We start from the raw sequence: 11,064 nt of genomic DNA, 5'->3' as shown, positions 1-11,064 counted from the left end.
CGACGCTGGACGAGGTGCGGGCGGCTCTGGCGGCGGCCGGCGGGCCGGCCCTGAGTCGCACGGCCGTGTGGCGGGCCGTGGAAAGCCTGGGCTGGGGCCGTAAAAAAAAAGCGTTCACGCCGCCGAACGCGACACGGAGCGGGTCGTAGCCTTGCGCCGCTCGTTCGTGGAGGCCGTGCAAGCGGAAGATTGGACGCGCTTCGTGTTCGTGGACGAGACCAGCACCAACCTGACCTATTGCCGGCGTTACGGCCGCGCGCCCCAGGGCCGGCGCGTGGACCAGGCGGTGCCCTTGCACGGCGGCCCCAACGTGACGCTCATCGCCGCGCTCACGCCCAACGGACCCGGGGCCCTGTTGAGCGTGAACGGCGCCGTCAACGGGGACGTGTTTGCGGCCTATCTCGACCAGGTCCTGGGCCCCACGCTGCGGCCGGGCGACGTGGTGGTGCTCGATAACCTATCCGTGCACAAGGTAGACGGGCTGGAGCAGGTGGTCAAAAAATACGGGGCGCGGCTGCTGTACCTGCCCCCGTATTCCCCCGATTTTAACCCGATTGAATTGGCCTTCAGCAAACTTAAGACCTGGCTGCGCAAGGCCCAGGCCCGCACCCGTGACGCGCTGGAAGAAGCCATTCGCACGGCGGCCGAATGGATAAGCGAGCACGAGGCCAAAAACTGGTTTGACCATTGCGGCTATCATGTACACTGAATTGGAAACTGCTCTAGTACCAGATTTATGGTTGAGCTTGCTTGTGCGTGTACTTTCGGGGGCGTTAAGATAATTTGTACTTTATCCTGTTTATAAATTGATATATTTTGACGCAGTAGTAGTCGAAAAACTTTATATTGTCGGGTATAGTTTGACGAGTTTGATGCGGGCGTCGGCGGTTGTGAACTGCCAGTTGCGCGGCTGGGTCTTCGCATTCTGGCGCCTCACCCAGTGGTCGACCACTTGGCGCACCTGCTCCGCCGAGGCGAAGGGCTGGTCGAGCACCTGCCGGCTGAGGACGGAGAATTCGAGTTCGGCCATGTTCAGCCACGAGCCGTGGGCGGGGGTATGGATGATTTCCATGCGCCGCAGATAGGCCTGGGCCACCTCGGGCGGAAAGTGGGCGTAGAAGAAGTGCAGTTTGTGGGTGCTGAGGTTGTCCATGACCCAGCGCACTTTGGTCGCCGTGCGATAGGTTGTGTCCATCAAGTTGGCCACGAACTGCACCCAGGTGGCCGCTTTGTGGTCGGCCTCGACGGTGAGTTGCCGCCAGCCGCGCAAGGGCTCGGTGGCCACGAACAGGTCCACGACGCCCCGGCGCACGTACGCTGAATCGCGGTGGCGCTGCCCGTCGGCAGCGGTAAAGGTTTCGTATTGGAGCAGTTGCTTGGGCGACTCGTCCAGGCACACGACCGGGTAGGCGGGGTCGTACGGCTGCTCGTAGAGGTCGAGCACCTGTTCCATCTGGCAGACGAAAGCCGCGCTCTGCTCCGCCGGAATCACCCATTGCTTGGGGCCGTGAAAAGGCTTGAGTTCGTTTTTTTTAGCAGCCGCCGCACCATCGTCGTCGAAATATGCGCGACGACCTGCAAGCTGACCAGACGCTCGGCCAGTACCTGGAGTTTCCAGCGCGGCTCCTCATCGGGCGGGCTCTGGCAGAGCAGGGCCGTCAGGTGGGCCTCCACCCGGCCATCTATCTTTTTGTCCGAACGCGTTTTGCGTGCTTTTGCCTCGAACATGCCCATGCCTTCTTGGCAGAACTGGCACCGCACGCGTTCAATGGTGCGCGTACTCACGCCCAGCACTGGGGCCAACTCGCCGGCGGGCCGACGCCCGGTTACTTCGTCGCTGTTGAGCACAATCTGAAGCTGACGCAATTTGGGCGACTGCTTTTTATACTTCTTTTGCCAGCCCTCTAAGGTCTGGCGTTCTTCGGCGGTCAGATGCAGGCGATGAATAATCATGAGCAAAGCGGGTATGGTAAAGCAACCGTCAAGTTAATGTTTTTTAACCAGTAGTTCGTTTTCCATTTAGATGATTCGGCTATTTCTCACCGATGGCAACTTCCTCGCGCGTGAGGCTTTGCGCACTGGGCTGGACGCGGCATCGGAACTGAGGGTATTGGCACGCGGCGACCTCATCAACGAGCACTGCATGGCCCGGGTCCTCGACCTGAAGGCGCACGGCTACCTCACCAAAACCTCGCTGCTCACCGAACTGGCGCACGACCTGACCACCGTGGCCGTTGGCCACTCTTACCAAGCTGGTGGCGAGCTGCTGCGGGAGTAGGGGAGCAGAGGGAGATGATTTTTAAAAACAGAACGTCATGCTGAGCGGAGCCGAAGCATGACATGCCGTAGGGAACTTATCCACCGCTTTGCGCGGCGATGATGAACTCGGCCAGCTCGCGGAAGCAACCCTGACCGCCCCGTGCCTCGCAGTGAAAATCGGCCACGGCGCGGGCGAAGGAAGTGGCATCGCCGGGGCAGGCCGAAAAGCCCACCAGGCCCAGGATTTCAACGTCGTTGGTATCATCGCCGATGAAGGCGACTTCCTCGGCCGTGAGCCCGGTACGGGCCAGGATTTCCTGCAGGCATGCCGGCTTGTCCTTGATGCCCAGGTGCAGTTCTTCAATCCGGAGCTTGGCGGCGCGGGTGCGCACCGACGGCGAAAGCTCACCCGTCATAATACCCGTGGCAATGCCGTGGTGGCGCAGGCGCTCGACGCCCATGCCGTCCCGAATATTAAAGCGCTTCATTTCCTCGCCCCGCTCCGAATAGTACACGCCGCCGTCGGTGAGCACGCCGTCGCAGTCGGTCAGCACCAGGCGGATTCGGCGGGCCTGGGCAATGAGGTTGGATAATTTCATAAATGCAAAACCGGAAATAAAGAGGGTAAAGAAAGAAAATTTCCAGCAAAAATAGCTGAATTAGGCCTTAATAACAGCCCGGAATACCAAATTGAAATTGGATAGGAATTATGATTATCCCGTAATGTGTATCTTAGTTCAAACAAACAATTTTGCTTGTATCCTATGAAGAATCAATTGACTATCGGGATGGCTCTAATCTGTTTATTGCCCAGCGTATCCAATGCGCAGTCGGCGCGGGCCGCCGTGGAGGCAGCAGAAACTTTTTTTGCCGCGCAAGCAGCGCGGGCTGGTACGGCGGCGGCATTCGTTGCCAACAGCGCCCCCAATGGCTTGGCAGTGGAACAAGGGAAGCTGGTGAATGCCCAGGAGCTGTGGACTGGCCGCCCGAATAAGCCCGGCCAGCGCCTGACCTGGTCCCCGGTGCTGGCCGATGTGGCCCAAGCCGGCGACCTCGGCTACACCACCGGTCCCTGGACAACCTTTCAGAACGACCGGCCGCAGGCCGCGGGCGAATACGTGACCGTGTGGCGCAAGCAGCCCGATGGCAAGTTCAGGTTCGTGGTCAATATGGGTATCGAGCGCGTGGGTACCGCGTCTGCCCAAGCCGTGGCCCAGCCCCGCCTGCTGCCGGCCGCCGCAACGCCCAGTACCGCGCCCACCAACATCCTGCTCGACCTCGACCGCAAATTTGCGGCTGCTGAGCAGCTCAAGCCCGGCGCTACCTACCAGCAGTACCTGAGCGCGGAAGCCCGTCTCTACCGCCCCGGCCTGTCGATGATGCAGGGCGCGGCGGCCTCGGCCAATATGAAAACCCTGGACGGTGGCTATCTTTTCACCGTCACCACCGGCTACCTGGCGGCTTCCGGCGACCTGGGCTACGTAGTGGGCACCCTGCGCCGCGCCGCCGCCGGCACCAAGCATCCCGAAGAAAATGGTAGCTACCTGCGCATCTGGCGCCGCGAAGCCGTAGCCGGTTGGCGCTTGGTGGTCGAAGTATTCAACCTGACTCCGGGCTCGATGGCCCCCGCCGCGGTCCCCACCCCCGAGGGCACTGCCGGCCAATTGCCGTCTGCTAAGTCTGGGCAGTAGTACCGGCGCATGGTTCTGGCACGTATCAGGAAAGGCTTCGCTAATTACAGCGAGGCCTTTTTTGTGAGTCTGCCGGTTCCCCACCTTGGAGCTGAATGCTAGCTGGAAACACCCGAACCTGCAGGCGGTAGCCCGGGTGCAGGTTCGGGCCTCGCGCCGCATTGTGGGCGCAGCCGCTGTTCCATTAAAGAGCGAATAATGAATGTCCAACGGGAGGAGCTACTTTCATTCCCCGTCAAGCGAAGTGTAATATTGTGAGGCGATTTTTATCGTCTACTTGTCGCTCCGCATGACCCCCTCAATCCCTGTGCCGGCCCAGTGGCCCGACCGCTACGGCGACGAGCTCTACCGTTTTGCCCTGAGCCGCGTGAGCGCTGCCGACGTGGCCGAAGAGCTGGTGCAGGACACCTTCCTGAGCGCCCTCGATGGCTTGGCTACCTTTCGGGCTGAGGCGTCGGAGCGCACGTGGTTATTCATCATTCTGCGCCGCAAAATCATCGACCACTACCGGCGGCAGGCCCGCGCTACCCACGTCGGGCTCGACGAAATCAGCGACGGCGGCTCGGCCGAAGCCGATTTTTTTACTCCCGAAAACGGTCATTGGAACGGCCCGCAAGCGCCCGCCAGTTGGCTTCAGGCCGATGCCGCGCTCGAACAACAGGAGCTGCACGAGATTCTGCAGCGCTGCCAGCAGCGGTTGCCGCCTCAGCAAGGGGCGGTGTTTGCCCTGCGCTTCGTGGAGGAATTATCGGCCGCCGAAATTTGTCAGGAGCTCGGTCTGAGCTCGGCTAACTACTGGGTTATCGTGCATCGAGCCAAGCTGCAACTGCGCCGCTGCCTCGAAAAACACGGCCTGGGTAAGAATTAAGTATTGGTTATGCGACGTCTTATTACCTGTCAGAACGCGACCCTGCTGCTGGAAAAGCAGGCCGACCAGCCCGCGCCCCGTGCACTGCGGGCCAGCCTGTGGCTGCACCTACGCTATTGCCCCGACTGCAACCGCTACGCCACGCAAACCGTGCAGATTGCCGAGTGGGCGCGTGCCTCGGCCGCCACGCGCGTCAGTTCCAGTGTTGGCTTGTCCGATGCGGCTAAGCAGCGCATGCGCGAACGGCTGGCGGCAGCGGGCTGATAATCATCATTGATTCGTCGTGCCTCGTCGCAATGACCATTACGCGCCCGTTGGGGCCAGGCGTACCACTAACCCGTCGGTGCGGGGCGTGAGGCGAATCTGGCAGCTCAGGCGCGAGCCGATGTGCACCACGGGCAGGGTTTCGAGCATGTCGAGCTCGTCGTCGCCGGGTTCGGGCAGGGCGGGGCCGGCCAGCACCTCCACGTGGCAGGTGGCGCAGAGGGCCATGCCGCCACAAGTAGCCATGATGTCGTAGCCGCTGGCTTTTAGTAGCTCCATCAGGTTCAGGCCCATGTCGGTGGGGCCGATGAGCTCAGTGCGCTGGCCGGCGTCGTCTTCGACGTAGATGCGGATGTCTTCTTCCATAGAACAGTTGGGTGCTTGAGACAAAAGAACGTCATGCTGAGCTTGCCGAAGCATTTCTACCGCTAGCGTAACTAATTACTGCTGCGGTAGAGATGCTTCGGCAAGCTCAGCATGACGTTCTTTTTATACCACTACATAGAGGGCGCCCCGTTGACAGTGGTGTACTTGAGGGTGTATTTTTTGTCGGGGTAAATGTACTTGAACGCGCCCTGGCACATGAGCGCGGCCTCGTGGAAGCCGCAGAGGATGAGCTTCAGCTTGCCCGGGTAAGTGTTGATGTCGCCGATGGCGAACACGCCCGGCAGCGAGGTGCTGTAATCGAGGGTATTGACTTTCACGGCATCGTTCTCCAACTCCAAACCCCACTCGCCGATGGGCCCGAGCTTGGGCGTGAGGCCGAACAGCGGAATAAAATGGTCGAGCGGTACGGTTTCGGCCCGGCCGTCATTACCGGTGATGGTTACTTCGGCCAGCTTGCCGTTGCCGTGCAGGTGCGTCACGTTAGAACTCAGCACCAGCTTGATTTTGCCGGATTCGTGCAGCTTCTGCACTTTGTCGGCCGAGTCGGCCGCGCCACGGAAGGTGGTGCCGCGGTGCACGAGCGTGACATCGGCGGCCACGTTGGCGAGGAAATTGGTCCAGTCGAGGGCCGAGTCGCCGCCGCCCGCAATCACGATTTTCTTGTCGCGGAAGTGTTCGGGGTCGCGCACCATGTAATGCACGCCCTTGCCGCCTTCAAACTGCTCCAGGTTTTCCACGGCAGGCTTGCGGGGCTCGAAGGAGCCCAGGCCGCCGGCAATGGCTACGGCCTTGCACTGGATTTCGGTGCCGTCGGTGGTGTAAAGTTGAAAGGAACCGTCGTCGAGCTTGGCAAACCGCTCCACCCGCTCGCCCAGCGTGAACGTGGGGTGGAAGGGCTCAATCTGCTTCATCAGATTATCCACGAGGTCGCCGGCCAGGATTTCGGGGAATCCCGGGATGTCGTAAATCGGCTTTTTAGGGTAAATCTCGGAGAGCTGGCCACCGGGCTGGGGCAGGGCATCCACCACGTGGCAGCGAAGCTTGAGCAGGCCAGCTTCAAAAACAGCGAACAAACCCACCGGCCCGGCTCCGATGATGCAGATATCAGTTGAAATAATATTGGACATAAACGCAGTAAGTGCCTGAAGAAAAGCGGCCGCAAAGGTACGTCTCGGGGCCGGGGCCGCCAACGACAGCCGAATTTATAACAGCCAACAGGCCAAAAACGTTGGCTCAGTTTTGCTTATGCTACAGGTAATCTAGAAAATACGCGGCTTCCCAGATGCTCAGGAACTGGCGCACGGGCATGACCCGGCTAGTCGTCACCTCGTCGGTAAGGCGCCGGGTAAGGAGGCCGGGCACGTGCACTTCAGCCACTACGTGCACGCCCTTGGCCACAATCAGCTGCTCGACGGCCTGAAAATGGATGAGCAGGGCCCTGTTGGTTTGGTTCACCACCTGCATGTCGCTGAGGATTTGGAATCCCGGGAGCATTCCGGCCAGCGCGGCCGTCCAGTCGGCTTCGTAGTGAGGCAGGGCAGTAGCAGTCTGCATCGGCCCGAAGTTTTGGTAGAAAATACGGTTGCGGGCGGGCTCTACCAGCAGTTGATATTCGGGACGGAGAGCGATAAGGCGCATAAATAAAGCTGGGCGACTCTATTACTTACAGCCAGAATTTATAAGCGGCTTGGAGCAGGAGGAGGCTGCAAAGATACTATTGCGAGGAGCCATAAAGGTGGGGTGCAACTACATGGGCCGAATGCGAGGCCCAACAAATTTTTGCTCGCCGACTATTTCCAGGTACCACCGGCCCGATGGGCGCGTTTAGCTGGCACGGTTTCGGCCGGAGGGCCGTTTGTCCTGTCTCGCAGATGGGTCATGCCGCAAAACAAATCCTGATGAGCATCTTCAAAAAAGCAGTAGTATTGCTAAGCCAACCCCTTTCTACAAATTATTTAGGTTCGATGCTGTTTACCCTGGCTTCCCGCAACACGTTATCCTGCCTGGCTATTGGCGCACTTTTTAGCGCTTGCTCCGGGCCGAAAGGCGAGGGTAGCGTAGCGGGTAGCCCCACCAAAGAGTCCGCTGCCAACGTGGCGGCTGCCAAGGTCAGCCAAATCAACGTGTTCGTGGATATGTCCGGGGGAATGCGCGGCTTCATGCACGCCAACGACCCCGGCCGCAACGAAACGGGTAGTGAGTTTCAGCGCACGGTCATGGACCTGTTATCTGATGTAAACCGCCTGGCACCCAAGCTGACAGCTCCGCCAGCCTACTATTTCTTCAAAGAAAAAGAGCCGACCAACCCGCAGGTGCTCGTACCCTCTACCTATGCCGGGATGACTGGTGCGGTCAGTGGCGGCCTCAAAAATGCGGCCCGCGGCTCGGAACTGCCGCAGATGTTGAGCGAAGCCCTAACGCTGCAAGCCAAGAAGCCCGGTACCGTGAGCATCCTCATCTCGGACTTCATCTTTGCTCCGCAAAATGTCAAGGATACCTGGCGAATTAAGACCTTTATCAAGGATGCCCTCAATGCTGTGGAGCCCGCCAAGCTGGCGGTATCGGTATTTGCCAATACGTCGGAATTCCGGGGCAATTTTTACCCCGGCAACCGCACCGGCAAGCAGCCGCTAAACGGCGAGCAGTTGCCCTACTACATCTGGGTGCTGGGCGACCCCGCCCTGGTGGGGCAGGTAGACGGCGGCCTGCTGCGGCGGCTCGCCGCGCAGCCGCAAGCCCACTACAACGTGGCGTTTGCCCCGCCCTACGCCGTGCCTGATTTCCTGACCGACCCCGTGGGCAACTGGACCGTGGCGGAGGGTACCGGCGCGACAGCGCCAGTAGTTACGTTCACCAAAAAGCCAACCTTGGGCAAGCCTGCCGAAATAGTAGTAGCCCTCGACCTGAACCAGCTGCCGGCCAGCATAGTGGGCCAGGTAAGCGCCAACACCCTGCGCCTGGCCGAGGCCGGCACCGGAGCCACGCTCACGCAAGTCTTTCCGCTGGCCCAGATGCCGGATGCCAGGCAACAGCCGGCGCTGAAGAAGTACACGCATTTTGCCCGGCTGCGCTTCGTGCAGGCCCCGGCGGGGGCTCCCACGCTGCACCTGGAGCTGGCCCGCACGGAACCCGCATGGGTGGCAGCGTATTCGACTGCTTCGGACAGTGGGATTAAAAAGCAAGGGCCCAAAACGTACTACCTGAAGGAGGTCATGGCGGGCGTGGCCGACTACTTTGCCGATGAGCCCAGCGCCCAGCGCGTATTCAGCCTGCCGGTACGCGTCACGGCGCGGGATTAGTAGCCGCGCCCCGCCGGGCGGCGTTCCGGCCCTGCGCCAACATTGTATTTTATAACCATTTTCCCGTGCGGCAGTGCTGCATTTCATTCCTATTCTATGTTCCAACAGCTGTTTACCTCTCTCTACGAAGCATTCCTGGGCCTGCCCGAGCCCGCCATGCTGACCAATGCGTTTGAAAACAGCATTTTCCCCGGCGTGGGATTGGCTACGCTGTTCGGCATTGGTTTGCTCGGGGCCTTGTTCTTCTACCTGGTATTGAACCGTTTGATGACCACGCCGCTCTATCAGACCAAGCATTGGCTGTTGTTTTTGCTGCTGTTTGCGGTGGTGGCCGGTGGGCTGGCCTGGTTCCAAGCCCGCGAAGTGGTGTACCAGGTGCTGAGCGACAAAGGCGTCGTGATTCCGGCGGGCAGCGAGTCGGCCTATTCGCGCTACGTGCTGGGTTTTGCTTTTGTAAATGCCTTGTTTGGAGCGGTGTTTTTCGTGCTCTGGTCCTTCGTGGTCAAGGGTTTGTCGCCGAACGCAAAGGTGACGCCGGTGCGCTGGCCGAACTAATAGGAGCGGGTTGCACCCGCCCGTTGCTGAACAGCCCAAGTGGGTCACGACGCATATAGACCGAGATAAACACTAGCTGCCCCCGCCCGCCGTTGAACGCGTATCGGGCCAACGGCACACCCGTCGGGCGGGTGCAACCCGCCCCTACGCCATCCACTAAAAAAAGCCATGCCTAAACTATATATTTTCGGAATCGGGGGCACGGGCTCCCGCGTTATTCGTTCGCTGGCCATGCTGCTGGCGGCCGGGGTCACCGTCGAGAACTGCGACAAGGTAGTGCCCATCATCATCGACCCCGACGCGCAAAACGGCGACATGACCCGCACCGTGGAGCTGCTCAAAACCTACGAGCGCCTGCGTAAGCAGCTGCGCCCCGCGCCCAGTCCCGGCGAGTTCTTCGCCACCGAAGTGCAGACCCTGGCTGGCATGGCGGCCAGCGAAAACCAGCCCCGCGATGCCCGCGTGAAGGAAACCTTCGCCTACAACTTCGGCGGGATGGACGAAACCTACCGCGACTTCCTGCACTACGACGACATGCCGGTGGAAAGCCGCTACCTCGTGGACCTGCTCTTCACGCCCGAAAACCTGAGCAGCAAGCTCACCGTGGGCTTCAAGGGCAGCCCCAACGTGGGCTCAGTGGTGCTGAACCAGCTGATGAGCTCGCCGGAGCTGGAGTTTTTTGCCAACTCGTTTGCCGAAGGCGACCGGGTGTTTTTCATCTCCTCCATTTTCGGCGGCACCGGCGCGGCGGGGTTTCCGCTGCTGCTCAAAAACCTGCGCGACCCCCACACCAAGCTACCCCGTGCCGAGCTGCTGAACAAGGCCCCAATGGGTGCGCTTACGGTACTGCCCTACTTCAACCTGCTAGCCGACGACGGCAGTGCTATCGACTCCAATGCTTTCATTACGAAGACGAAAGCCGCCATGTCGTACTACCAGCAGAACCTCCAGAACCTGAACGCCCTGTATTACCTGGGCGACCAAAGCACCGGCCAGTTGGCCAACCATGAGGGCGGCAGCCAGCAGCAGAACAACGCGCATTTTATTGAGATGGTGGGTGCGCTGGCCGTGCTGGATTTTATGCGCCAGTCGCCCGACAACCTGATTAACAACCAGCCTCTGCACTACGAGTACGGCCTGGAAGACGACGTGCGCCAGGTGAATTTCAAAGCCCTGGACCCTGGCCAGACCTTCCGGCACGTGGCCCGGCCGCTCACCCAGCTCCAGCTGCTGGCGCTGTGGTGCCGCCACCACCTGCCCCACACCCAGGAAGCACCCTACGCCAACCACTTACAGCTGCCCCGCGCCTGGCGCGACGAGGACTTTTACCAGCAGCTCCAGCGCTTCCTGCAAGACCCGCAGTTTGGCTACGAGGCGTGGCTGCGCGAGCTGCAAGCCAACGAGCGGGCCTTCGTGCCCTTCGAGGACCCGTCCCTGGCCACCGAAAACCTCAACCGCGTGGTGAATGGCCAGCCCACCGCCACCGGCTTCCTGAGCAAAGGCCTTACCCGTAACCACATTATGGGCGAGCTGAATAAAGCCGTGCCCAAAGCGGTACTGACGGCTGATGGCCCGGCGGTTTTTATCCGCGCGTTCAGCGAGGTGCTGGGCAAGGCCGTGGTGGAGAAGGTGCCGGGAATGTAAGGGGGAGAGCGAAGGGAAGCAAAAAGAACGTCACAGAAGAACGTCATGCTTCGGCTGCGCTCAGCATGACAGACTAAGCAATAACGAATAAGCCATT

The 11,064-nt window shown here is 60.4% G+C and carries 13 protein-coding genes and 1 pseudogene; 8 read left to right on the top strand and 6 right to left on the bottom strand.

From position 1 onward, the window contains the following. Positions 1–127 precede the first annotated feature (127 nt). Positions 128–709, top strand: a pseudogene (locus IEW17_RS07320) (IS630 family transposase); the annotation flags it as partial. Positions 710–841: 132 nt separating this feature from the next. On the opposite strand, the gene IEW17_RS20860 reads toward IEW17_RS07320, so the two are convergent. Further along, positions 842–1,492 (bottom strand): IS630 family transposase, encoded by a 651-nt coding sequence (locus IEW17_RS20860; RefSeq protein WP_229748862.1) that lies wholly within the window; start codon positions 1,490–1,492, stop codon positions 842–844. Further along, positions 1,489–1,953 carry a helix-turn-helix domain-containing protein gene (locus IEW17_RS20855; protein ID WP_229748861.1) on the bottom strand — a complete coding sequence of 155 codons (465 nt, stop codon included), beginning with the start codon at positions 1,951–1,953 and terminating at the stop codon, positions 1,489–1,491. The genes IEW17_RS20860 and IEW17_RS20855 overlap by 4 nt, the downstream gene beginning before the upstream one ends. A 70-nt stretch (positions 1,954–2,023) precedes the next feature. On the opposite strand from IEW17_RS20855, the gene IEW17_RS07310 reads away from it, so the two are divergent. Further along, the gene (locus tag IEW17_RS07310; protein WP_188561384.1) at positions 2,024–2,278 is read left to right on the top strand and encodes a hypothetical protein; all 255 of its coding nucleotides are present in this window, start codon (positions 2,024–2,026) and stop codon (positions 2,276–2,278) included. Between the two features lie 76 nt (positions 2,279–2,354). On the opposite strand, the gene IEW17_RS07305 is transcribed toward IEW17_RS07310, so the two are convergent. Further along, positions 2,355–2,858, bottom strand: coding sequence for a KdsC family phosphatase (locus tag IEW17_RS07305; protein ID WP_188561383.1), 504 nt, complete (start codon positions 2,856–2,858; stop codon positions 2,355–2,357). Between the two features lie 189 nt (positions 2,859–3,047). On the opposite strand from IEW17_RS07305, the gene IEW17_RS07300 reads away from it, so the two are divergent. The 3 genes from IEW17_RS07300 to IEW17_RS07290 all read left to right on the top strand — a co-directional run bounded on the left by IEW17_RS07300 (position 3,048) and on the right by IEW17_RS07290 (position 5,082). After that, positions 3,048–3,950 (top strand): Cif family virulence factor, encoded by a 903-nt coding sequence (locus IEW17_RS07300; protein ID WP_188561382.1) that lies wholly within the window; start codon positions 3,048–3,050, stop codon positions 3,948–3,950. 289 nt (positions 3,951–4,239) lie between these two features. Beyond that, a complete protein-coding gene (locus IEW17_RS07295) occupies positions 4,240–4,818 on the top strand; it encodes a sigma-70 family RNA polymerase sigma factor (RefSeq protein WP_188561381.1) in 579 nt (192 codons plus the stop codon). Between the two features lie 9 nt (positions 4,819–4,827). Continuing rightward, on the top strand, positions 4,828–5,082 hold the full coding sequence (locus IEW17_RS07290) for a hypothetical protein (RefSeq protein WP_188561380.1): 255 nt from the start codon (positions 4,828–4,830) through the stop codon (positions 5,080–5,082). A gap of 39 nt (positions 5,083–5,121) precedes the next feature. Here the strand turns inward: IEW17_RS07290 and IEW17_RS07285 are convergent, their stop codons facing one another. From IEW17_RS07285 to IEW17_RS07275, 3 genes are all read right to left on the bottom strand, one after another. Beyond that, complete coding sequence (locus tag IEW17_RS07285; RefSeq protein WP_188561379.1) at positions 5,122–5,448, bottom strand: 2Fe-2S iron-sulfur cluster-binding protein; 327 nt, start codon at positions 5,446–5,448, stop codon at positions 5,122–5,124. A 131-nt stretch (positions 5,449–5,579) separates the two neighbouring features. Then, a complete protein-coding gene (locus IEW17_RS07280; RefSeq protein ID WP_188561455.1) occupies positions 5,580–6,587 on the bottom strand; it encodes an NAD(P)/FAD-dependent oxidoreductase in 1,008 nt (335 codons plus the stop codon). A 130-nt stretch (positions 6,588–6,717) separates the two neighbouring features. Next, entirely contained in the window at positions 6,718–7,107 is a 390-nt protein-coding gene (locus IEW17_RS07275) for a hypothetical protein (protein WP_188561378.1), read from the bottom strand. A gap of 326 nt (positions 7,108–7,433) precedes the next feature. Here IEW17_RS07275 and IEW17_RS07270 point away from each other — a divergent pair, with 326 nt between their 5' ends. The 3 genes from IEW17_RS07270 to IEW17_RS07260 all read left to right on the top strand — a co-directional run bounded on the left by IEW17_RS07270 (position 7,434) and on the right by IEW17_RS07260 (position 10,967). Further along, positions 7,434–8,768 carry a hypothetical protein gene (locus IEW17_RS07270; RefSeq protein WP_188561377.1) on the top strand — a complete coding sequence of 445 codons (1,335 nt, stop codon included), beginning with the start codon at positions 7,434–7,436 and terminating at the stop codon, positions 8,766–8,768. 96 nt (positions 8,769–8,864) lie between these two features. Then, positions 8,865–9,323: a hypothetical protein gene (locus IEW17_RS07265; RefSeq protein WP_188561376.1), complete on the top strand. Its 459-nt coding sequence runs from the start codon at positions 8,865–8,867 to the stop codon at positions 9,321–9,323. A 168-nt stretch (positions 9,324–9,491) separates the two neighbouring features. Next, positions 9,492–10,967, top strand: coding sequence for a hypothetical protein (locus tag IEW17_RS07260; protein ID WP_188561375.1), 1,476 nt, complete (start codon positions 9,492–9,494; stop codon positions 10,965–10,967). Positions 10,968–11,064: the final 97 nt, after the last annotated feature.

The sequence above is a fragment of the Hymenobacter frigidus genome (genome assembly GCF_014640435.1).
In the GTDB taxonomy this organism is placed as follows: Bacteria; Bacteroidota; Bacteroidia; order Cytophagales; family Hymenobacteraceae; genus Hymenobacter; species Hymenobacter frigidus.
Note: the sequence above shows the minus strand (reverse complement) of the source record. Positions and strands in the feature narration are given on the sequence as shown.